20 protein-coding genes and 1 pseudogene are annotated in these 20,268 nt (G+C 71.3%); 8 read left to right on the top strand and 13 right to left on the bottom strand.

The window, feature by feature from the left end:
- Positions 1–255: 255 nt before the first annotated feature.
- Positions 256–450, top strand: coding sequence for a DUF5999 family protein (locus ABT186_RS02425; protein ID WP_351227790.1), 195 nt, complete (start codon positions 256–258; stop codon positions 448–450).
- Between the two features lie 25 nt (positions 451–475).
- Here the strand turns inward: ABT186_RS02425 and ABT186_RS02420 are convergent, their stop codons facing one another.
- Together ABT186_RS02420 and ABT186_RS02415 are read right to left on the bottom strand one after the other, a co-directional pair.
- Positions 476–1,669, bottom strand: a complete 1,194-nt coding sequence (locus ABT186_RS02420; RefSeq protein WP_351227792.1) for a GDSL-type esterase/lipase family protein — start codon at positions 1,667–1,669, stop codon at positions 476–478.
- A gap of 95 nt (positions 1,670–1,764) precedes the next feature.
- A complete protein-coding gene (locus ABT186_RS02415) occupies positions 1,765–2,334 on the bottom strand; it encodes a TetR/AcrR family transcriptional regulator (protein WP_351923225.1) in 570 nt (189 codons plus the stop codon).
- 70 nt (positions 2,335–2,404) lie between these two features.
- Here ABT186_RS02415 and ABT186_RS02410 point away from each other — a divergent pair, with 70 nt between their 5' ends.
- Positions 2,405–2,896: an FBP domain-containing protein gene (locus ABT186_RS02410; protein WP_351923223.1), complete on the top strand. Its 492-nt coding sequence runs from the start codon at positions 2,405–2,407 to the stop codon at positions 2,894–2,896.
- A gap of 45 nt (positions 2,897–2,941) precedes the next feature.
- Here the strand turns inward: ABT186_RS02410 and ABT186_RS02405 are convergent, their stop codons facing one another.
- The 3 genes from ABT186_RS02405 to ABT186_RS02395 all read right to left on the bottom strand — a co-directional run bounded on the left by ABT186_RS02405 (position 2,942) and on the right by ABT186_RS02395 (position 5,662).
- On the bottom strand, positions 2,942–4,063 hold the full coding sequence (locus tag ABT186_RS02405; protein ID WP_502973129.1) for a glycoside hydrolase family 18 protein: 1,122 nt from the start codon (positions 4,061–4,063) through the stop codon (positions 2,942–2,944).
- A 76-nt stretch (positions 4,064–4,139) separates the two neighbouring features.
- The gene (locus tag ABT186_RS02400) at positions 4,140–4,538 is read right to left on the bottom strand and encodes a RidA family protein (RefSeq protein ID WP_351923219.1); all 399 of its coding nucleotides are present in this window, start codon (positions 4,536–4,538) and stop codon (positions 4,140–4,142) included.
- Positions 4,535–5,662, bottom strand: coding sequence for an acyl-CoA dehydrogenase family protein (locus ABT186_RS02395; RefSeq protein ID WP_351923217.1), 1,128 nt, complete (start codon positions 5,660–5,662; stop codon positions 4,535–4,537). The genes ABT186_RS02400 and ABT186_RS02395 overlap by 4 nt, the downstream gene beginning before the upstream one ends.
- A gap of 134 nt (positions 5,663–5,796) precedes the next feature.
- On the opposite strand from ABT186_RS02395, the gene ABT186_RS02390 reads away from it, so the two are divergent.
- Positions 5,797–7,632 carry an AMP-binding protein gene (locus tag ABT186_RS02390; RefSeq protein WP_502973127.1) on the top strand — a complete coding sequence of 612 codons (1,836 nt, stop codon included), beginning with the start codon at positions 5,797–5,799 and terminating at the stop codon, positions 7,630–7,632.
- Positions 7,633–7,647: 15 nt separating this feature from the next.
- Complete coding sequence (locus tag ABT186_RS02385; protein ID WP_351227804.1) at positions 7,648–8,460, top strand: PaaX family transcriptional regulator; 813 nt, start codon at positions 7,648–7,650, stop codon at positions 8,458–8,460.
- A gap of 12 nt (positions 8,461–8,472) precedes the next feature.
- Here ABT186_RS02385 and ABT186_RS02380 read toward each other — a convergent pair whose 3' ends face one another.
- Both ABT186_RS02380 and ABT186_RS02375 read right to left on the bottom strand, forming a co-directional pair.
- The gene (locus ABT186_RS02380; protein WP_351923215.1) at positions 8,473–10,764 is read right to left on the bottom strand and encodes a bifunctional salicylyl-CoA 5-hydroxylase/oxidoreductase; all 2,292 of its coding nucleotides are present in this window, start codon (positions 10,762–10,764) and stop codon (positions 8,473–8,475) included.
- Positions 10,765–10,766: 2 nt separating this feature from the next.
- Positions 10,767–11,594, bottom strand: a complete 828-nt coding sequence (locus ABT186_RS02375; protein WP_351227808.1) for an enoyl-CoA hydratase family protein — start codon at positions 11,592–11,594, stop codon at positions 10,767–10,769.
- Positions 11,595–11,947: 353 nt separating this feature from the next.
- Between ABT186_RS02375 and ABT186_RS02370 the strand changes: the two genes are divergently transcribed.
- Complete coding sequence (locus ABT186_RS02370) at positions 11,948–12,397, top strand: ATP-binding protein (RefSeq protein WP_351227810.1); 450 nt, start codon at positions 11,948–11,950, stop codon at positions 12,395–12,397.
- Positions 12,398–12,508: 111 nt separating this feature from the next.
- Here ABT186_RS02370 and argF read toward each other — a convergent pair whose 3' ends face one another.
- Both argF and ABT186_RS02360 read right to left on the bottom strand, forming a co-directional pair.
- Complete coding sequence (gene argF, locus ABT186_RS02365; RefSeq protein ID WP_351923213.1) at positions 12,509–13,516, bottom strand: ornithine carbamoyltransferase; 1,008 nt, start codon at positions 13,514–13,516, stop codon at positions 12,509–12,511.
- Positions 13,517–13,620: 104 nt separating this feature from the next.
- Complete coding sequence (locus tag ABT186_RS02360; RefSeq protein WP_351227814.1) at positions 13,621–14,850, bottom strand: arginine deiminase; 1,230 nt, start codon at positions 14,848–14,850, stop codon at positions 13,621–13,623.
- Between the two features lie 176 nt (positions 14,851–15,026).
- On the opposite strand from ABT186_RS02360, the gene ABT186_RS02355 reads away from it, so the two are divergent.
- Entirely contained in the window at positions 15,027–16,130 is a 1,104-nt protein-coding gene (locus tag ABT186_RS02355) for an SPFH domain-containing protein (protein WP_351923211.1), read from the top strand.
- Positions 16,127–17,026 (top strand): NAD(+)/NADH kinase, encoded by a 900-nt coding sequence (locus ABT186_RS02350; RefSeq protein ID WP_351923209.1) that lies wholly within the window; start codon positions 16,127–16,129, stop codon positions 17,024–17,026. Before ABT186_RS02355 ends, ABT186_RS02350 begins: the two co-directional genes overlap by 4 nt.
- Before the next feature lie 71 nt (positions 17,027–17,097).
- Here the strand turns inward: ABT186_RS02350 and ABT186_RS02345 are convergent.
- Positions 17,098–18,516 (bottom strand): annotated as a pseudogene (locus ABT186_RS02345) (polynucleotide kinase-phosphatase); the annotation flags it as partial.
- Positions 18,517–18,698: 182 nt separating this feature from the next.
- On the bottom strand, positions 18,699–18,932 hold the full coding sequence (locus ABT186_RS02340) for a hypothetical protein (RefSeq protein ID WP_351923207.1): 234 nt from the start codon (positions 18,930–18,932) through the stop codon (positions 18,699–18,701).
- Positions 18,933–19,255: 323 nt separating this feature from the next.
- On the opposite strand from ABT186_RS02340, the gene ABT186_RS02335 reads away from it, so the two are divergent.
- Complete coding sequence (locus tag ABT186_RS02335; protein ID WP_351923206.1) at positions 19,256–19,492, top strand: helix-turn-helix domain-containing protein; 237 nt, start codon at positions 19,256–19,258, stop codon at positions 19,490–19,492.
- Positions 19,493–19,742: 250 nt separating this feature from the next.
- On the opposite strand, the gene ABT186_RS02330 is transcribed toward ABT186_RS02335, so the two are convergent.
- The gene (locus tag ABT186_RS02330; protein ID WP_351923204.1) at positions 19,743–19,916 is read right to left on the bottom strand and encodes a hypothetical protein; all 174 of its coding nucleotides are present in this window, start codon (positions 19,914–19,916) and stop codon (positions 19,743–19,745) included.
- Positions 19,913–20,263 carry a DUF6415 family natural product biosynthesis protein gene (locus ABT186_RS02325; protein ID WP_351923202.1) on the bottom strand — a complete coding sequence of 117 codons (351 nt, stop codon included), beginning with the start codon at positions 20,261–20,263 and terminating at the stop codon, positions 19,913–19,915. Before ABT186_RS02325 ends, ABT186_RS02330 begins: the two co-directional genes overlap by 4 nt.
- Positions 20,264–20,268 lie beyond the last annotated feature (5 nt).

Below are 20,268 nucleotides of genomic sequence, written 5' to 3'. Positions count from 1 at the left end.
GGGGTTCCACAGGTACCCGGTGACCGTGCCCGGGGACGTGATCGTCACTCCTTCGGTGGCGAGTCCGTCCGCGTCCACGGTCGGGAGTCCACACCGGTGGTGGCGAGTCCGCACCGACCGTCTTCGGAGTGTCCGGGAGTTGTCCGCATGGTGTCACGCTTCCCGGCCGGCGGTTCCGATGAGTTGGCGGACGGAGCATCGTCTTACTCAACGAGGCGACAACCCGGCCGCCCATCCCTCACTCGGAGGTGCGCCATGTGTTCCCACCACTCCATGTGCCCGTCGTCCGACAACACCACCGCGCACGTCGTCGCCGCCCACCCGGAGCAGGGCTGGAGCCTGCTGTGCAACGGCGTGATCGTCTTCGACGACACCGGCGAACTGCTCCCCGACGGCAGCGTGATCGCCCCGCACCGCGTGCCGATGGAGCAACTGGCCATGGCGGCCTGACGCCCACCCTGTGGCCTCCGGCGATTCACCGGTCCCCGGCGAAGGGCCCGCCGTCGCCGAAGACTTGGCCGGCGAAGCGCTCGCCGATGCGGCGGTGCGTGGCGGCGTCCGGATGGAGCTGGTCGGGCAGCGGCAGATCGGCGAAGTCGGCCTCGCCGTAGAGTTCACGGCCGTCAAGGTAGTGCAGGCAGGGGTCGTCGGCCGCTCGCTGCCGCACGATGCGGGCGAGCTCGTCCCGGATGACGCCCAGTGTCAGCTTCCCGGCAGCGGTCTCCGCGGGGTCGCCCGCGGCCCTGAACCGCAGCCTGCCCTCGGCGAGTTTGCTGAAGTCCGGGGCGGAGGGGCCCGGGGTGTCCTCGTGGATGGGGCACAGGATGGGGGAGACGACCAGGAGCGGCGTGGCGGGATGCCCCTCGCGGATGGTGTCGAGGAAGCCATGGACGGCGGGGGTGAAGGCACGCAGGCGCATCAGGTCCAGGTTGACCAGGTTGATGCCGATCTTGACGCTGATCAGATCGGCGGGGGTGTCCCGAAGGGCGCGGGCGGTGAACGGATCGAGCAGGGCGCTGCCGCCCAGGCCCAGGTTGATCAGCTCCGCGCCGCCGAGGGAGGCGGCCAGTGCCGGCCACGTCGTGGTGGGGCTTTCGGCGTCGGAGCCGTGACTGATCGAACTGCCGTGGTGCAGCCACACCTTGCGGCCCCGGTCCGGTACGGCCTCTATGGGGGCGTCCGTGCGCAGGGCGATCAGCTGAGTGATCTCGTTGTGCGGCAGCCAGATCTCGACGTCCTTCGCATCGGCCGGCAAGCCGGTGAACCGGACGGTGGCGATGGGGCCGGGCCGGGTTTCCGAGGTCCCGGTGGTCATGTCGATGGTCCGGAGGTTGCCGCCGCTCGCACGGGCCCGGCCGGCCGGGCGGCCGTCGACGAGCAGGTCGTACATGCCGTCGGGCCGGGGCGGAGCGCCTCGGTAGGCCAGCTTGGTGGGGAGCGTGTCCAGTTCGACGGCGGTGGACCTGGTGCGGAAGACCAGACGTACGCCGGAGGGCTGGGCCTCCGCCATCAACAGCTGTCCGTCGGAGCACTGCGTACGGGCCCGGGCGGGCAGCCGGTGCGGCAGCACACCGTGTGCGGTGCGCTCCAGGTCCAGGGCGCCGCGCAGGAGGTCCGCCGTGAGGGCCGTGGTGAGGGGTGTGGTGATCCAGTCGTGCCGGGCGTTCATGGTTCCAGCCTGTTGATCAAAGTCTGAGGTGTTCGGGCGTGCCGATGCGCGATGACCGTGCGGTCCGGGGCCCACGGATGCCGCAGGGAGGGCGGTCAGGGTGCGGGCCGGCTCCGCAGCATGGCGTCGAGGTGATCCAGGATCCATGACCAGCTCTCCTGCGAGTCGGGGGCGCTGTGGCTGAAGCCTCCGGCCGACTCCAGGCTGACGTAACCGTGGAAGACACTGCCCAGCAGCCGGACCGCGTGCGTCCGGTCCGGCTCCGCCAGGTCGTAGCCGCGCAGGATCGCCCGCGTCATCTGCGCGTGCCTGCCGCCGGCGCTCGCTGCCGCCGCCTCCGGGTCCAGTCTGAACTGCGCCGCGGCGTATCGGCCCGGGTGTTCCCGGGCGTAGTCGCGATAGGTGTCCGCGAAGGCGGCCAGGGCGTCCTTGCCTGCGCGCCCGGCCAGGGCGGCGGCGGCCCGGTCGGCGAGTTCCGCGAGGGCGAGCAGGGCGATCCTGGTCTTGAGGTCCTGGGAGTTCTTCACATGCGAGTACAGGCTCGCGACCTTGACGTCGAACCGCCTGGCGAGCGCCGAGACGGTCACCTGGTCGAAGCCGACCTCGTCGGCCAGTTCCGCCCCCGCCTGGACCAGGCGTTCCGTGGTCAACCCCACGCGTGCCATACCTTCCTCCCATCTGCCTGAACCGATTATGCAGTTGCCTAAAGCATTTAGGCAACTTAGCCTCATGTTTATGAAACCCCTGACTGAGCAAGAGATCCGGACCGCGTTCGTGAACTGCACCAAGGGCGAGACGAAGCGCCTGTCCGTGCCGCGCGACCTGGCCGACCGGCCGTGGGACGACCTGGACTTCCTCGGCTGGCGGGACCCCCAGGCCCCCGACCGCGCCTACCTCGTGGCCGAGCTGGACGGCCGCCCGAGGGCGGTCGCGCTGCGCACCTCCGGTGCGGTCTCGTGGCAGACCCGGCGCAGCATGTGCTCGATGTGCCTGACCACGCACACCGGAGGCGTCTCCCTGATGGTCGCGCCACGGGCCGGGAAGGCCGGGCAGCAGGGCAACTCGGTGGGCGCCTACATGTGCAGCGACCTCGCCTGTTCGCTCTACGTGCGCGGCAAGAAGGACGCAGGCGTGGGCGCGCGACTCCACGAGTCGCTCACCCTGGACGAGAAGATCCAGCGGACGGTGGCGAACCTCGCCGCGTTCATCGCCAAGGTGACCGCGTGACACCGGCCCGCTCGTGACTGCCGTGCGCCCCGTGATCTGCGGTGGTCAGCGGACCCAGCCCTCGCGGTACGCCGCCCAGTCCGCGTCCGTCGCGGCAAAGTCCACGTACAGCGCGACGCCGAAGCGGGTGCGGTCCGCGTCCGTTCGGGAGAGACCGAGGCGGGTGCCGCGGACGGCGGCGGTCACCGTTTCGGCGGACGCGTGATGGCCGATGTCGTCCTCGTGGTAGAAGGGCAGGCCGATCAGCAGGTCCGTCGAGGGCGGGGTGGCTTCGAGGGCCAGGGAGGTCTGCTGGGCGACATAGCCGCCGTAGAGGCTCTGCAGCGGCATCGCCGTGTCGTACGACATCACCGCGATCTGGTCGACCCGGCGGGCGACCTGGCCGAAGTACGTCTGGGACCACCATTTGGGGTGTCCGGTGAGCCCACCCGCCACGGAGTGGAGCGCGGGGAGGGGGTCGATCTGGTGGGCGGCCACCGAGAGCAGGGCGTGATGGGCCCGGGTGACGCCGTGCAGGGAGTCGAGGAGGGCGAGGTAGTGGCGGTCGCCGGAGTGCAGGGGTTCCAGGTCGAAGTGGGTGCCGTCGAATCCGGCCGCCAGGATCTGGCCTGCGGCACCGACCACGGCTGCCCGTGTCGCAGGCCGCTCCAGTCGCAGGCCGACCGGTCCCTCGCTCGCGAGCTTGTCGCCGAGCCAGGCCTGGATGCGCACGCCCGGCAGCTCGCGGTGCACAGAGTCGATCAGCCAGGACGCCTTCGGGTAGGCCGACCTGGGGAGCGTGCCGTCGTGTTCCAGGGGGCCCGCGTGCACGTACAGGTCGCGGATGCCGGAGCCATGCACTCGGCGCAAGAGCGCCTTGAGATCCGTGTCGCGCTTGCGTCCGTCGACCCAGGCGTGGCCGAGCCAGAGGGCGTCCCGGTTCCGGGTGTACGTCCCCGGCGCGGGGTCGCCCGCATAGTTCATCCGGAGAGCCACGGCGGCGGCCAGGGTGGGCAGGAGGAGGGTGAGGAGCAGACCGAGGGCGATCCACCGGGCCCGGCGAAGCCGGGCGCGGCGGGGCGGGCCTGCCGACTCCCCGGAGTCCGCCGAATCGGCAATGAGCTCCGGCTCCGACCGCTCGGCCCCGGACTCGTCCGTAAGTTCGCGCCCTGTCCGCCCCGCGTCCATCCCCGTATCCCCCTCACGCACCCCCACACATTAAGTGGTGCGCTCGTAACGGCGGTGCAGGCGATGGCGGGCGCGGCTACGGGAGCACGGCGAAGCCGTCCAGTTCCACGAGGGCCTGCTCGTCCCAGAGGCGGGCGACGCCGATGACGGCCATCGCGGGGTAGTCGCGGCCCGCCAGTCGGTGCCAGATGCAGCCGAGTTCGGGGGCGTGGGCACGGTACGCGGCCACATCGGTGGCATGGACGGTGACGCGGGCGAGGTCGGCGGGGGTGCCGCCGGCGGCGTTCAGCGCGCCGAGCAGATTGGTCAGGGCCCGTTCGAACTGCTCGGGGAGGGTCTCGCCGACCACCTTGCCGTCCCCGTCGAGGGCGGTCTGCCCCGCCAGGAAAACCACCCGGGTGCCGGTGGCGACCACCGCGTGCGAGAAACCTGTGGGCGGCGAAAGGTCGGGCGGGTTGATGCGCTCGGTGGTCACGGGGCCTCCAGGGTGGCGTACAACTCCTTGGCGATGATGACGCGTTGGACCTCGCTCGCGCCCTCGTAGATCCGGGGTGCGCGCACCTCGCGGTAGAGGTGTTCGAGGAGGTGGCCGCGGCGCAGGGCGCGGGCGCCGTGCAACTGGACGGCGGCGTCGACGACGTACTGCGCGGTCTCGGTGGCGAGCAGCTTCGCCATGGCGGCGCGCTTCGGGACGTCCGGGGCGCCTTCGTCGTACGCCGCGGCCGCCGCGTAGACCATGAGGCGCGCCGCCTCGGTGCGCAGGGCCATCTCCGCGACCTGGTGGGAGACGGTCTGAAGGTCCTTCAGCCTGCCGCCGAAGGCGTCCCGCCCGGCGGTGTGGGCGAGCGTCGCGTCGAGGGCCGCCTGCGCCATGCCGACCGCGAAGGCGCCGACGCTGGGACGGAAGAGGTTGAGGGTGCCCATGGCGACCCGGAAGCCATGGCCGGGCTGCCCGAGGAGGTCGTCCGCGGTCACGGGCACGGCGTCGAAGGACAGTGCGCCGATGGGGTGCGGCGAGAGCATGTCGAGCGGGGTGCCGGTCAGACCGGGACGGTCGGCGGGGACGAGGAACGCGGTCACGCCCCGGGCGCCGGTCCCGGGGGTGGTGCGCGCGAAGACCGTGTAGAAATCGGCCTCGGGGGCGTTGGAGATCCAGCACTTCTCTCCGGTGAGGAGCCAGCCGGACGGGCGGTCGGGCTCGGCGGTGAGGGACAGCGCCGCCGCGTCCGACCCCGCGCCCGGTTCGGTCAGTGCGAAGGCCGCCACCGTGGTGCCGGCCCGGACGCCGGGCAGCCAGCGGGCGCGCTGGGCCTTCGTACCGTACGCGTGCACCGGATGTGCGCCGAGCCCCTGCAGGGCCAGCGCCGTCTCCGCCTCGGTACAGGCGTACGCCAGGGACTCCCGCATCAGGCAGAGGTCGAGCGCGCCGGAGGTGAACAGTCGGTCGAGCAGCCCGAGTTGGCCGAGTTCGGCGACGAGGGCGCGGTTGACGCGGCCCGGCTCGCCCTTCTCCGCGAGCGGGCGCAGCCGCTGCCCGGCCAGCGTGCGCAGCTCCGCGCGCCAGGCGGTCTGTGCCGGATCGAGCGAGAATGCGGTCATTGCCGGTCTCCTCTCCCTGCCGGTGTGTCGGGCTGTGCGGGCTGCCCATCCGACCGTATCGCGGAGTGTTGACTGTCGTCACCAACCCGATACGCTCGTTGCGCGAGCCCACCACGACAAGGGGGCGAACCGTCATGGACCAGAAGGACGCCACAAGCGCCACGGCCACCGAGACCGTCGCCGACGCGGGGAACGCCCCGGCCACCCGGGCCCCCACGCACGATGCGAGCGCCCCGGCCACCGGGACCCCCACGCACGATGCGAGCACCACATCCACCGGGACCCCCACGCACGATGCGAGCACCACATCCACCGGGACCCCCACGCACGATGCGAGCGCCGCGGCCGCCGCAGGCCCCACCCCCACCGCACACCGTGACACCTTCGCCCGCGACCGTCTCCCGCCCCACGAGGAGTGGCCGCAGCTCCGCTTCGATCTGCCCGAGCTGCGCTACCCCGAACGGCTGAACGCCGCCGCAGAACTGCTCGCCCACACCGGCCCCGGGCGCCCCGCCTTCCGCACGGCGGACGGCGGCGTGTGGACATACGGGCAGCTCCGCGCCCGCGTCGACCGGATCGCCCACGCGCTCACCTCCCGCCTCGGCGTCGTCCCCGGCAACCGCGTCCTGCTGCGCGGCCCCACCACCCCTTGGCTCGCCGCCTGCTGGCTCGCGGTGCTGAAGGCAGGCGCGGTGGCCGTCACGGTGCTCGCCCAGCAACGTCCCCACGAGCTGCGCACGATGTGCGAGATCGCCCGGGTCGGCCATGCCCTGTGCGACACCCGCGCGGTCGAGGACCTGACGAAGGCCGACGTCCCCGGGCTGCGCATCACCACCTACGGCGGCGACACCCCGGACGACCTGCTGCGCCTGCCGGTGTCCGAGGAGCCGTACGCACCCGTGGACACGGCGGCCGACGATGTGGCGCTGATCGCCTTCACATCGGGCACCACGGGTCGCCCGAAGGGGTGTATGCACTTCCACCGCGATGTGCTCGCCATCGCCGACACCTTCTCCAAGCATGTGCTCCGCCCACACCCCGACGATGTCTTCGCGGGCAGTCCCCCGCTCGGTTTCACCTTCGGGCTCGGCGGGCTCGTCGTCTTTCCGCTGCGGGCCGGCGCCAGCGCCCTGCTGCTCGAACAGGCGAGCCCCAAACAGCTGCTGCCCGCGATCGCCGAGCACCGCGTCTCCGTGCTGTTCACCGCGCCGACCGCGTACCGCGCGATGCTCGACGAGCTGGACGGATACGACGTCGCATCGCTGCGACGCTGTGTGTCGGCCGGCGAGAACCTCCCGGCCGCGACCTGGCGGGCCTGGCACGAGCGCACCGGGCTGCGGGTCATCAACGGGATCGGCGCCACCGAACTGCTGCACATCTTCATCTCCGCCGCGGACGACCGGATCCGCCCGGGCACCACGGGGATTCCGGTACCTGGGTGGCACGCGCGCGTGCAGGACGCGAACGGCACGCCCGTGCCCGACGGCGAGCCCGGACTGCTCGCGGTACGCGGCCCGGTCGGCTGCCGCTATCTCGCCGACCCACGGCAGCGGGAGTACGTCCGGGGCGGCTGGAACATCACCGGCGACACCTACGTCCGCGAACCCGACGGCTACTTCCGCTATGTCGCCCGCGCCGACGACATGATCATCTCGGCCGGGTACAACATCGCCGGGCCCGAGGTCGAGGACGCCCTGCTGCGCCACCCCGACGTGGTCGAGACGGCGGTCGTCGGGCGGGCCGACGAGGCGCGCGGGCAGGTGGTGGTGGCGTACACGGTCCTGAGGGCGGGCGCGCCCCGCGACCCTGAGGCGCTGCGCACGTTCCTGAAGTCCGAGCTGGCGCCGTACAAGTGCCCGCGCGAGTTCGTCTTCCTGGACGCGCTGCCGCGCACGGCGACAGGCAAGCTCCAGCGCTTCCGGCTGCGCACGCAGGTCAACCCGGTGCCCGCCCGAAGTGATCATGAGTGACGCGGACGATCTAAAGTGATCAACGTGTCCGATCAGCACGCTCCCCGGTCCCTCATCGTCACGTTCTACGGCGCCTACGGCCGTTTCGCCCCCGGCCCGGTACCCGTGGCCGAGCTGATCAGGCTGCTCGCCGCGGTCGGCGTGGACGCGCCCTCCGTCCGGTCGTCCGTGTCACGGCTGAAGCGTCGCGGACTGCTCGTACCGGCGCGCACGGCGACGGGCGCGGCCGGGTACGCGCTGTCCCCGGACGCACGGCAGCTGCTCGAGGACGGAGACCGGCGCGTGTACGCGACGACGCCCCCCAAGGACGAGGGGTGGGTGCTCGCGGTGTTCTCGGTGCCGGAGTCGGAGCGGCAGAAGCGTCATCTGCTGCGCTCCCGGCTCGCCGGTCTGGGCTTCGGCACCGCGTCCCCCGGGGTGTGGATCGCCCCGGCCCGTCTGTACGACGAGACGCGCCACACCCTGGAGCGGCTCCGGCTCGACCCGTACGTGGACTTCTTCCGCGGTGAGCACCTCGGTTTCGCGCCGACCGCGGAGGCGGTGGCGCGCTGGTGGGACCTGGCCGCGATCGCCAAACAGCACGAGGCGTTCCTCGACCGCCACGCGCGCGTGCTGCACGCATGGGAGGCCCGCGAGGACACCCCTCCGGAGGAGGCCTACCGCGACTACCTGCTCGCCCTGGACTCCTGGCGCCATCTGCCCTATGCCGACCCCGGACTGCCCGCCGAACTGCTCCCCGCCGACTGGCCCGGCGCCCGCTCGGCCGCGGTCTTCCGTGCACTGCACGAGCGGCTGCGGGACGCGGGAGCGGTCTTCGCGGGGGTGTGACCCCGCCTTCGCTCAACGACCGAGCGTGAGCCGTGGTTTGGGAGCGTCCGTACGCCCCGTCTGCGGGCGTCGGCTGCCCGCCCGGTAGGGGGCGGGCCACACCACGCCCGGCCCGCTGTACCCCTGCTCGGCCGCCGCGTGCAGCGTCCAGTGCGGGTCGTACAGATGCGGCCGGGCCAGGGCGCACAGATCCGTGCGACCGGCCAGGATCAGCGAGTTGACGTCGTCCCAGGACGAGATGGCACCCACGGCGATCACCGGGATGCCGACCTCGTGGCGGATCCGGTCGGCGTACGGCGTCTGGTACGAGCGTCCGAACTCCGGCTGCTCCTCGGCCACCACCTGCCCGGTCGACACGTCGATCGCGTCAGCACCGTGCGCGGCAAACGCGCGGGCGATCTCGACGGACTCCTCGGCCGTGGTGCCGCCCTCGGCCCAGTCGGTCGCGGAGATCCGTACGGTCATGGGCTTCTCGCCGGGCCACACCGCCCGTACGGCGTCGAAGACCTCCAGCGGGAAGCGGAGCCGTTTCGCGAGCGTGCCGCCATAGGCGTCCGTACGGCGGTTGGTGAGCGGGGAGAGGAACCCCGAGAGCAGATAGCCGTGGGCGCAGTGGAGTTCGAGGAGGTCGAAGCCGCAGCGGACGGCCCGCCAGGCGGCGGCCGCGAACTGCTCGCGGATGTCGGTGAGTTGGGCACGGGACAGCTCACGGGGCGTTTGGCTCTCCGGCTTGTACGGGATCGCGGAGGCGGCCACCAGCGGCCAGTTGCCCTCGTCCAGCGGCTCGTCGATGCCCTCCCACATCAGCTTGGTGGAGCCCTTGCGGCCGCTGTGTCCGAGCTGCACGCCGATCGCGGTGCCCGGCGCCCGGGTGTGCACGAAGTCGGTGATCCGCCGCCATGCCTCGCCCTGCCGGCCGGTGTAGAGCCCGGCGCAGCCCGGGGTGATCCGGCCCTCGGCGCTCACGCACACCATCTCGGTCATCACGAGGCCTGCGCCGCCGAGCGCCCGGGCGCCCAGGTGGACGAGGTGGAAGTCGCCCGGGACGCCGTCCACCGCCGAGTACATGTCCATCGGTGAGACCACGACCCGGTTGCGCAGGGTCAGACCGCGCAGCCGGAAGGGGGTGAACATCGGGGGTGTGCCCGGCGGGCAGCGGAACTCCCGCTCCACGGCCTCGGTGAAGTGCGCGTCGCGCAGCCGAAGGTTGTCGTGGGTGACCCGGCGGCTGCGGGTGAGCAGGTTGAACGCGAACTGCCGGGCGGGCTGGTCGAGATAGAGGCCGAGGTTCTCGAACCACTCCAGGCTGGCCCGGGCCGCGCGCTGGGTGGAGGCGACGACCGGGCGCCGCTCCTCCTCGTAGGCGGCGAGGGCCTCCGGCAGCGATGCGTGCTCCTCCAGGCACGCGACCAGCGCCAGCGCGTCCTCCACCGCCAGCTTCGTGCCGGAGCCGATCGAGAAGTGCGCGGTGTGCGCGGCGTCGCCGAGGAGGACCAGGTTGCCGTGCGACCAGTGGGCGTTGACGACCGTGCGGAAGGTGGTCCAGGTGGAGTTGTTGGACCGCAGGGGCCGGCCGCGGAGCGTGTCCGCGAAGATCTTGGCGCAGCGCTCGATCGTCTCGGCGGTGTCCAGCTCGGCGAACCCGGCCGCCCGCCACACCTCTTCGCGCATCTCCACGATGACCGTGGAGGCGTCGGGCGCATAGGGGTAGCCGTGCAGCTGCATCACGCCGTGCTCGGTCTCGGCGATCTCGAAGCGGAACGCGTCGAAGGGGAAGTCGGCGGCGAGCCAGATATAGCGGCAGCGGTGCTCCTCGACCGAGGGGCGGAACACCTCGGCGTACGCCTCGCGCGTGGCGCTGTGCACCCCGTCGGCGGCGATCACCAGGTCGTACGCCTCCGAGAGCCAGGCCGGATACGGGGCCTCGGTACGGAAGCGCAGTTCGACGCCGAGCGATCGGCAACGCTCGTGCAGGATCTCCAGCAGCCGCTTCCTGCCGAGCGCGGCGAAGCCGTGGCCGCCGGAGGTGTGGCGCACGCCCCGGTGGACGATGTCGATGTCGTCCCAGCGCACGAACTCCGCCTTCAGCGCCTCGTACACGACCGGGTCGGCGTGCTCGATGCCGCCGAGGGTCTCGTCGGACAGGACGACGCCGAAGCCGAAGGTGTCCTCGGGGGCGTTGCGCTCCCAGACGGTGATCTCGCGGGCCGGGTCGAGGCGTTTGAGCAGGGCTGCGGCGTACAACCCGCCGGGGCCGCCGCCGATGACGGCGACGCGCAGCGGCCGCCCTCCGGTGCCGTGCATGGCTACCTCCCTCGCCACTTCGGCGGCCGCTTCTCGGTGAAGGCGGCGTGGAACTCGGCGTAGTCCTCGCCGTTCATCAGCAGCGCCTGGGTCGAGGCGTCCAGTTCGACGGACGCGGCGAGCGGCATGTCCAGCTCGGCGGTGAGCAGCGCCTTCGTCTGGGCGTACGCGAGCGCCGGCCCGTCGGCGAGCCGGCGGGCCAGCGCCCGGGCGGCCTCGTCGGCGCGGCCCTCCTCGGTCAGCTCGCTGATCAGCCCGATCCGCTCGGCCTCGGGTGCCCGCACCGGCTCGCCGAGCATGAGCAGCCGGGTGGCGTGCCCGAGCCCGACGACCCTCGGCAGCAGATAGGCGGCACCCATGTCGCCGCCGGAGAGCCCGACCCTGGTGAAAAGGAACGCGAAGCGGGCGGAGGGATCCGCCACCCGGAAGTCCGCGGCCAGGGCGAGGACGGCGCCCGCACCCGCGGCCACTCCGTGCACGGCCGCGATCACCGGGAAAGGGCACTCCCGTACGGCCCGTACGACCTGCCCGGTCATGCGGTTGAAGTCGAGCAGCTGGGCGGTGTCCATGGACAGCGTGGCGCCGATGATCTCGTCGACGTCTCCGCCCGAGCAGAAGCCGCGCCCCTCGCCGGCCAGCACCAGGGCCCGGACCGACTTCTCCCGGGACAGTTCGGCGAGCAGGTCACGCAGGTCGGCGTAGGCGCCGAAGGTGAGTGCGTTGAGTTTCTCGGGGCGGGCCAGGGTGACCGTGGCGACCCCGTCGGCCCGGGTGCACCGCAGATGCTTCCAGTCGGAGGTGCGGGCGGCGGAGCCGGTGAAGGGACTCATGACGTGCGGCCTCCTCGGACGGGCGGCTGTCTGCACTGTGCTCTATGAAGTTATCACCGATCTGTGACTGTCGTCACGAGCACGCGATACGACCCTGTCCCGGTGCGGGCAGACGGGACGCACTCGGGCGGTGGCGCCGGGCGCACGCCGGGCGCCATGTGACAGTCGCACGGCATCGCGTCACACCTTCTCGATAGGCCGGTAACGATGGGCACTCCCCTGCACTACGCGTCGTCCTCAGGGGTACGCAGCCCGGTACCGGGACCGACGAGGCTCCCGGGCGAAACCCGCCGACCGCCCCGCACGGGGCGCGCCGTAGCATGCCTCTCGTTGAAAGCAGGACAACCTGCGCCATGAACGGACCCGCCGTGTACGAACCTCCCGCACCCGCCTCCTGGCGCATCGCGCTGCCGCACACCGCCGCAGCCGTGCCCGTCGCCCGCGCACTGGTCCGTACGGCGCTGGCGGACCTGGAGCACACGGCCGACAGCGACACCGCCGAGCTGCTCACCGCGGAACTGGTAGCGAACGCCGTGGAGCACGCCGCGGGTGAGGGGCCCATAGAGCTGGTCGTCGAGCTGCTGCCGACGGGCTGCAAGGTCGAGGTGCACGATCCCGACCCGGCACCGCCCGGCAATCTCACCCATCCGGTCGCGGCGAACCCCGACCCCTGGCAGGAGCACGGGCGGGGCCTGCTGCTGATCCGCAGTCTCAGCTCGTCCTGTGGTCACCGCCCCACCGATTCCGGCAAGGCGGTGTGGTTCAGACTGCCAGTGGTTCCACGGCAGCGGCGTCCTCTGTGACAGCGTCCGCCGTGAGCCTGGAGTGCCGGCGCCCGTAGAGCGCGCACACCACGCACCCGGCCGCCAGGAACGCCGCGAACTGCAGCCAGGTGTGGACGACGGAGTGCCCGGTCAGGCGAGGGTCGCGACCAGGATCGCCTTGATCGTGTGCATCCGGTTCTCCGCCTCGTCGAAGACGACGGAGTGCTCGGACTCGAACACCTCGTCGGTGACCTCCAGCTCGGTCAGCCCGTGCCGTTCGTGGATCTCACGGCCGACATCGGTGCCGAGGTCGTGGAAGGCCGGCAGGCAGTGCAGGAACTTCACGTCGTCGTTGCCGGTGGCGCGCAGTACGTCCATGGTCACGGCATACGGGCCGAGCAGCGCTATGCGCTCGTCCCAGACCTCCTTGGGCTCACCCATCGACACCCACACGTCGGTGGCGACGAAGTCGGTGCCGCGCACGCCCTCCTTCACGTCCTCGGTGAGCGTGACCCGGGCACCGGAGGCGGCGGCGAGCTGCTTGGCCAGCCCCACGATCGTCTCGTCCGGCCACAGCAGCCGGGGTGCGACGATGCGGACGTCCATGCCGAGCAGGGCGCCGGTGACCAGGTAGGAGTTGCCCATGTTGTAGCGGGCGTCACCGAGGTAGGCGAAGGCGATGCCGGTCAGCGGCTTGTCGCTGTGCTCGGTCATGGTGAGCACGTCGGCCAGCATCTGGGTGGGGTGCCATTCGTCGGTGAGCCCGTTGTAGACGGGGACACCGGCGTATGCAGCCAGCTCCTCGACGACGCCCTGTCCGTGCCCCCGGTACTCGATGGCGTCGAACATCCGGCCGAGCACACGGGCGGTGTCCTTGACGGACTCCTTGTGCCCGATCTGTGAACCGACCGAGTCCAGATACGTCGTGTGCGCACCCTGGTCCGCGGCCGCGACCTCGAAGGCGCAGCGTGTACGGGTCGAGGTCTTCTCGAAGACCAGCGCGATGTTCTTGCCCGTCAGGTACCGCGTCTCGACCCCGGCCTTCTTGGCCGCCTTGAGCTCGGCGGCCAGCTCGATCAGACCGCGGAACTCCTCTGCGGTGAAGTCCAGCTCCTTGAGGAAGTGGCGTCCGGCGAGGGCTGTCGGGACTGTCGCCATGGGGGCGCTCCAGGGGTACGAGGGCAGCACGAACAAGGGGACGAATGGAAGTCTATACGACGCTCCACATTTCTATACGGAACCCATGGGGTCCACGCCGCACATCACGCACCGACCGCATCCCTCTCCACCGGACAGCTCATACACCGAGGCCCTCCCCTGCCCCTCCCGAGCTCGCTCCCCGGAATCTCGATCACTTCGATCCCCTGCTTGCGCAGATGGGTGTTGGTGGTGGAGTTGCGCTCGTAGGCGACGACGACCCCCGGCTCGACCGCGAGGACGTTGCAGCCGTCGTCCCACTGCTCCCGCTCGGCCGAGTGCACGTCCTGCGTGGCGGTCAGCACACGGATCTCACTCAGGCCCAGCGCCGCGGCGATCGCCCGGTGCATGTGCTCCGGGGGATGGTCGGTGACCTTCAGCTCCTTGTCGCCGGCACCCGGCTCGATGGTGTACGAGCGGAGCATGCCGAGCCCCGCGTACTGGGTGAAGGTGTCGCCGTCCACCATGGTCATCACGGTGTCCAGGTGCATGAGGGCGCGCCGCTTGGGCATGTCGAGGGCGACGATCGTCCGGGCCGATCCGGCGGCGAAGAGCTTGTGCGCGAGCATCTCGACGGCCTGGGGCGTGGTGCGCTCGCTCATTCCGATGAGCACGGCGCCTTGGCCGATGACCAGTACGTCACCACCCTCGATGGTGGACGGATAGTCGGCCTGCCCCTCGGACCAGGTGTGGAAGATCTCGTCACGGAAGAGCGGGTGGTGCCGGTAGATCGCCTCGAAGTGGACGGTCTCGCGCTGCCGCGCGGGCCAGCGCATGGCATTGATGGACACGCCGTCGTAGATCCAGGCGGAGGTGTCGCGGGTGAAGAGGTGGTTGGGGAGGGGGCGGAGGAGGAAGTCGTCGAGCTCCATCACATGGAAGCGCACGGAGGTCGGCTCCGGGTGGGCGTCGAGGAACTCCCGTTTGGTCATACCGCCGACGAGGGCTTCGGCCAGTTCGGCGGCGGGCAGGGACTCGAAGGAGGCGCGCAGGTGGTCGGTGGCGAGCGGTCCGTACTCCTTCTCATCGAACACCCGGTCCAGGACGAGGGACCTGGCCGCCGGGATCTCCAGGGCCTCGGTGAGCAGATCACCGAAGAGATGAACGGCGACGCCACGGTCGCGCAGCACGTCGGCGAACCCGTCGTGCTCCATGCGCGCCCGGCGTACCCACAGCACGTCGTCGAAGAGGAGCGCGTCCTTGTTGCTGGGGGTGAGCCTTTTGAGCTCGAGATCCGGCCGGTGCAGGATGACGCGGCGCAGCCGCCCGGCCTCGGAGTCGACATGGAATCCCATGCCTCCATCCTGACCATTCGGGCGCATGTTCACCCCCACGTTTCCGACGATCCGCACCGTTTGATTTCGTCCCCTTGACGATAAGCAGCCACTCCGATTATCGTCTAGGCGACGAGAATCGGAGTGGAGAAGTGGGCGGACCCACCGGCTCACGGACGAGGGGGGGCTCGGGACACATGGCCGACATCACGCGGCGCCTCGGCTGGCGTCATCTGCGCGGGGCACCGACCGCACACATCCGGCACCACCGGGGTGGCAGCCTGGTCCACGACGGCCCGGGGCTCAGCTTCTGGTACCGCGCACTGACCGCCGCGCTCTCCGAAGTCCCCGTGGACGACCGTGAGCTGGCGATGACGTTCCACGCGCGTACCTCCGACTTCCAGGACGTGGCGGTCCAGGCGACGGTGACCTACCGGATCAGCGACCCCGGTGTCGCGGCGGCCCGTCTCGACTTCTCCATCGACCCGGACACGGGGGTGTGGCGGGGCGCGCCGCTGGAACAGCTCTCGACGCTGCTGACGGAGACGGCCCAGCAGCACGCGCTGGACGTCCTGGCCCGTACGCCGCTGTCGGCCGCGCTGGTCGACGGGGTCTCGGCGGTACGGGAACGGGTCGCCGCCGGGCTTGCGGAGGAGCCCCGGCTGCCCGCGACGGGGATCGAGGTGGTCGCGGTCCGGGTCATGGCGCTGCGCCCCGAGCCCGAGGTGGAGCGGGCGCTGCGCACCCCGGCGCGGGAGCAGATCCAGCAGGAGGCGGACCGGGCGACGTACGAACGCCGGGCCGTGGCCGTCGAGCGGGAGCGCGCCATCGCCGAGAACGAACTCGCCAGCCAGATCGAACTCGCCCGCCGCGAGGAGCAGTTGGTGGAGCAGCGGGGCACGAACGCACGGCGCGAGGCGGAGGAGCACGCGGCGGCGGACGCGGTGCGCACGCAGGCGGAGGCCGCGCGGACGGTACGGCTGGCGGAGGCGGAGGCGGCACGTGCGGTGCGGCTCGCCGACGCCGAGGCCACCCGTTCCGTACGGCTGGCCGAGGCCGAGGCACAGCGGACCGTGGCGCTCGGCGAGGCCGAGGCAAGGGCCGCACGGAAGGTCGGCGAGGCACGGGCCCAGGCGCAGAAGGCGTGGCTGCGGGTGCACGCGGAGGCGGACGTGGCGACGCTGCACGCGCTCACCGGCACACGGCTCGCGGAGAACCTGCCGCGGATCGAGAGCGTGACGGTGTCGCCGGATGTGCTCACGGGGCTGCTCGCCAGGCTTGGATCCGGTGAGCGGGCGTGACTCTCGCCCCGCGAGCCGTCCTCGTCCACCGCACCACGGAGTACGAGGAGTTGGTGGCCCGGCACGGCACGCACGGCCAGGCGGCCTTCTTCCTGTCCTCCCGGGGCCGTGACATCGAGGAGGTGGTGGCACGGCACCGGCGGGCGCGCGAGGCACTGGCCGAGGTGACGGCGGCGGTCCCGTTGACATGGCGTCAGGCCCGGGTGGAGCGGGCCGACCTGGACCGTTTCCTCTTCGGGCCCGAGGACGTGGTGGTCGTGGTGGGACAGGACGGACTGGTCGCGAACGTGGCCAAGTACCTTGCGGGACAGCCGGTGGTGGGGATCGACACGGACCCCGGGCGCAATCCCGGGGTGCTGGTACGGCACCGGGCGCGCGACGCGGCGACCCTGCTGCCGGCGGCCTTCGCGCAGGGTACCGGCGCCGACGAACTCACCATGGTCGAGGCCGTCGCCGACGACACACAGCGGATCGTCGCGCTCAACGAGATCTATCTGGGCGCGGCCGGTCACCAGACGGCCCGCTACCGCCTGGGCCTCGACGGCGACGGGGGTGTCGTCGAGGCCCAGGCCTCGTCCGGGGTGCTGGTGGGCACGGGGACCGGGGCCACGGGGTGGCTCCGGTCGGTGTGGCAGGAACGGGGCAGCGCGCTCGCGCTCCCGGGGCCCACGGAGAACCGCCTGCTGTGGTTCGTCCGCGAGGCCTGGCCGTCACCGGTCACCGGCACATCTCTGGTGGCGGGCGAGCTCGCGGCCCCGGCGTCACTGCGGCTGACCGTCGAGTCCGAGCGGCTCATCGCCTTCGGGGACGGCATGGAGAGGGACTCGGTGGAGCTGACGTGGGGGCAGTCGGTCCGGGTCGGAGTGTGCGGCGAGCGGTTGCGGCTGGTGGGGTGAGGCGGCGCGGTTGCGGTGGGTGGGGCCGAGGGAGGCAGCACCCCCGGCCCCACGCCACGATGGCCGTCCCGTCACAGACGGGGGTCCACCGGCTCCGACTCCAGTGCCAGCACCCCGAACACCGCCTCGTGCACCCGCCACAGCGGCTCACCCTCCGCCAGCCGGTCCAGGGCTTCCAGCCCCAGGGCGTACTCGCGGATCGCCAGGGACCGCTTGTGGTTCAGGAACCGCTGCCGCAGCCGCGCGAGGTTGTCCGGGCGCGTGTACTCCGGACCGTAGATGATCCGCAGGTACTCGCGGCCCCGGCACTTGATGCCCGGCTGCACCAGGCGGCCCTGCTCGGTGCGGACCACCGCACCGAGCGGTTTGACGACCATGCCTTCGCCGCCCCGGCCCGTCATCTCCAGCCACCAGTCCACGCCGGCCTGCACCGACTCGGGGTCGGCAGTGTCGACGTACAGGCGCCGGGTCGTCTGCAGCAGTCCGCTCGGGTCATGCTCGACGAGCCGGTCGAGCAGCGCGAGCTGCTGGTCGTGGGGCAGCGCGGCGAGGCTTCGGCCCCGGACCGCCAGGATCTGGAACGGGGCCAGGCGTACGCCGTCCAGGCCGTCCGTGGTCCAGCAGTAGCGGCGGTACGCCTCCGTGAACGCGGCGGCATCGGACGCCCGTTCACGCTGGCGCGCCAGCAGATCCGTCACCTCTACGCCCCGCGCTGCCGCGCCCTCCAGCGCGGCCAGCGCCCCGGGGAACACCGCCCCGGAGGCGGCGCCCACCGCCGCGTACTGACTGCGCAGCAGCCCGGACGCCTTCAGCGACCACGGCATCAGCTCCGCGTCCAGCAGGAGCCAGTCCGTCCCCAGCTCCTCCCAGAGGCCCGCCGACGTCACCGCCTCCCGCAACCGGCCGAGGATCTCCTCGGTCACGTCCGGGGAGTCGAAGAACGGACGGCCCGTGCGTGTGTACAGCGAACCGGTCGCCCCCTCCACTCCGAACCGCTCGCGCGCCGCCTCCGCGTCCCGGCACACCAGGGCCACCGCCCGCGAGCCCATGTGCTTCTCCTCGCACACGACCCGGGCGACCCCGTCCTCCGCGTACTGCGCGAAGGCCTCGGCCGGGTGTTCCAAGTAGCCGTCGACGCGCGAGGTCGCCGTCGGGGCCATCGTCGGCGGCAGGTACGGCAGCAGCCGCGGGTCCACCGCGAAACGGCTCATGACCTCCAGGGCCGCCGCCGCGTTCTCCTCCCGGACCGACACCCGGCCCGCGTGCCGTGTCTCGACCACCCTGCGGCCGTGCACATCCGCCAGGTCCAGCGGACGGCCGTCGTGGCCGCCGGGCGCCTCGGTGGTCAGCGGTCGCGTCGGCTCGTACCACACCCGCTCGGCCGGTACGTCGACCAGCTCCCGCTCCGGCCAGCGCAGCGCGGTGAGCTTGCCGCCGAAGACGGCCCCGGTGTCCAGGCAGATGGTGTTGTTCAGCCAGGTGGGGAGTGGTCGACCTGGAGGTCAATCCCCCTCGGCCACTCTCAGGACTCTGACCAGCAAAGCATTGAAGAACTTAGGAAAGCATTGCGTAGCGTAACCGAGTAATCTGGCGCTCCCCGAGGACTCCCCAGCCCACCTGACTCCCCAGGCACTCCCCAGAAATCCGCCCCGTTCCAGCGCCCCAGCAGGCACTATTCGGCGGCCAGACACCCCGGCTGATAGTGCTGCCCCCTGCGGGCCGCGGCACCGTGGCGCTGCTCCTCCATCTCGAGGACGCACTCACGGCAAGCTCGAACATCCTGGATGCCGCCGGCTGGTGGGCGAATCGTTTTGACGTGGGTCGTCAGCACCTCACCCTTTGCTGGGTGCCTGAAGCAGACCCCCATCTGCCACTCGTAGAGGTTGAGGACTTGCTGGCGGTCCATTCCGGTCTCCTGTTGGCGCGGCGTGCAGGGGGTTGCGTAGGGGGTGTGTGGGTCTGGTTCCCATCTAAATCGACCAGATGCGCTGGCGAAACGTGATTCACCCGATCGAGCGAACGCGCGTTCGATTCTCGACACTACCTGTGGCCCTGCGGCATATGCCAGTGCGCCGCAGGGCTGCGCGATATGGGGGTTGGTGTGCGCATTGGCGGGCCTCCGCCTCCTCTACGCGGAGGGATGGCCGGTCCGTCGCACGAGTTTCAAGATCAAAGAATGCCCGGAATTCCGGGCTGACTTGTGATCATGGTCGCCCCAGCGTGTAACGAGTGCCCCACCTGCCCGACGACAACGCCTGGCTCCTCGCTGAACGCAAAGCCATCGGCGACCGCATCCGCGTTGAAAGACTTCGCCAGAACCGCACCCAGGAGAGCATCTTCCTGGCGGCCCGGGTCGGTCGGACCACCTATCAGGGTGTCGAGGCCGGCACGCTGGACGCGCGCATCGGGACGTTGCTGCGGATCGCGCGCGTGCTGGGGATACATCCCGCTGACCTCCTCCGGTAAGCGCGTTCGTTGAACGGGATTCAAACTCCTATACCGCCGGTAACAGAAGATTCACGCTGCATATATCTGCACAGGTTTTACACAATCAACACCTAGACACGGCGCACAGTGATGCCCTGGCCAACGATTCCGATCAAGGTTCGGTCCAAGCCGCCCGTCGCAGTGCAGGGCGGGCCGCTGTACTGCTCGCCGTCGCGGCCCACCCTTAACCCGCCACCGCCCCGATCAGCGCCGGGCCGACAGCGGGGGTCTACTCCCACTCGGTGCCCGTGTAGTAGTGCTTGTGGGGGCGCCCCCTGTGGTTCGGCCACCGCGTGCAGTGGAGCGGCTCTGCCGGGTGCTCCACCCAGCAGTAGCCGGCCGCCCGGCCGGCCGACTTCGCCGCGCGCTCCCGGGCGTCGCGGGGTTCCTGGTTCTCGCTCATCGCAGTCCCTCCATCGCGCCGCGGAGGGCCTGCGCCCGCCGGGCCAGCTCCGCCACGTGCAGTGCCGCGGACAGCAGCCCGGAGCCGAGGTCTTCGGCGAGCGCATGGTCGGCGTCGGTGATGGCGTTGGTGAGCCGCCACCAGTCGCGGCTGTACTCCACGGTGCCGGTGCGGGCTTCGCGGGCGTCGAGGTGAAGGGCCTCGATCGCTGCCCGTAGCTGGCTGCGGAGCTCGACGCAGCGGTCGTGGGGCGGGAGGACGCGGGTCGCGCCGAACGCCTCGCTTATCAGCCGGTCGAGCGCGCCGGGGGTCTGGTGTGGGGCGGCTGGCTCCGTAGGGTGGTTCATGTCGA

The organism is Streptomyces sp. NPDC001634, from assembly GCF_040298185.1.
Taxonomy (GTDB): Bacteria; Actinomycetota; Actinomycetes; order Streptomycetales; family Streptomycetaceae; genus Streptomyces.
Note: the sequence above shows the minus strand (reverse complement) of the source record. Positions and strands in the feature narration are given on the sequence as shown.

What these genes read in the sequence shown, in the direction of transcription:
- ABT186_RS02425 (WP_351227790.1), top strand. Translation starts at nt 256, where the DNA reads ATGTGTTCCCACCACTCCATGTGCCCGTCGTCCGACAACACCACCGCG.
- ABT186_RS02420 (WP_351227792.1), bottom strand. Translation starts at nt 1,669, where the DNA reads ATGAACGCCCGGCACGACTGGATCACCACACCCCTCACCACGGCCCTC.
- ABT186_RS02415 (WP_351923225.1), bottom strand. Translation starts at nt 2,334, where the DNA reads ATGGCACGCGTGGGGTTGACCACGGAACGCCTGGTCCAGGCGGGGGCG.
- ABT186_RS02410 (WP_351923223.1), top strand. Translation starts at nt 2,405, where the DNA reads ATGAAACCCCTGACTGAGCAAGAGATCCGGACCGCGTTCGTGAACTGC.
- ABT186_RS02405 (WP_502973129.1), bottom strand. Translation starts at nt 4,063, where the DNA reads ATGGACGCGGGGCGGACAGGGCGCGAACTTACGGACGAGTCCGGGGCC.
- ABT186_RS02395 (WP_351923217.1), bottom strand. Translation starts at nt 5,662, where the DNA reads ATGACCGCATTCTCGCTCGATCCGGCACAGACCGCCTGGCGCGCGGAG.
- ABT186_RS02390 (WP_502973127.1), top strand. Translation starts at nt 5,797, where the DNA reads ATGGACCAGAAGGACGCCACAAGCGCCACGGCCACCGAGACCGTCGCC.
- ABT186_RS02380 (WP_351923215.1), bottom strand. Translation starts at nt 10,764, where the DNA reads ATGCACGGCACCGGAGGGCGGCCGCTGCGCGTCGCCGTCATCGGCGGC.
- ABT186_RS02375 (WP_351227808.1), bottom strand. Translation starts at nt 11,594, where the DNA reads ATGAGTCCCTTCACCGGCTCCGCCGCCCGCACCTCCGACTGGAAGCAT.
- ABT186_RS02370 (WP_351227810.1), top strand. Translation starts at nt 11,948, where the DNA reads ATGAACGGACCCGCCGTGTACGAACCTCCCGCACCCGCCTCCTGGCGC.
- argF (WP_351923213.1), bottom strand. Translation starts at nt 13,516, where the DNA reads ATGGCGACAGTCCCGACAGCCCTCGCCGGACGCCACTTCCTCAAGGAG.
- ABT186_RS02360 (WP_351227814.1), bottom strand. Translation starts at nt 14,850, where the DNA reads ATGGGATTCCATGTCGACTCCGAGGCCGGGCGGCTGCGCCGCGTCATC.
- ABT186_RS02355 (WP_351923211.1), top strand. Translation starts at nt 15,027, where the DNA reads ATGGCCGACATCACGCGGCGCCTCGGCTGGCGTCATCTGCGCGGGGCA.
- ABT186_RS02340 (WP_351923207.1), bottom strand. Translation starts at nt 18,932, where the DNA reads ATGGACCGCCAGCAAGTCCTCAACCTCTACGAGTGGCAGATGGGGGTC.
- ABT186_RS02330 (WP_351923204.1), bottom strand. Translation starts at nt 19,916, where the DNA reads ATGAGCGAGAACCAGGAACCCCGCGACGCCCGGGAGCGCGCGGCGAAG.
- ABT186_RS02325 (WP_351923202.1), bottom strand. Translation starts at nt 20,263, where the DNA reads ATGAACCACCCTACGGAGCCAGCCGCCCCACACCAGACCCCCGGCGCG.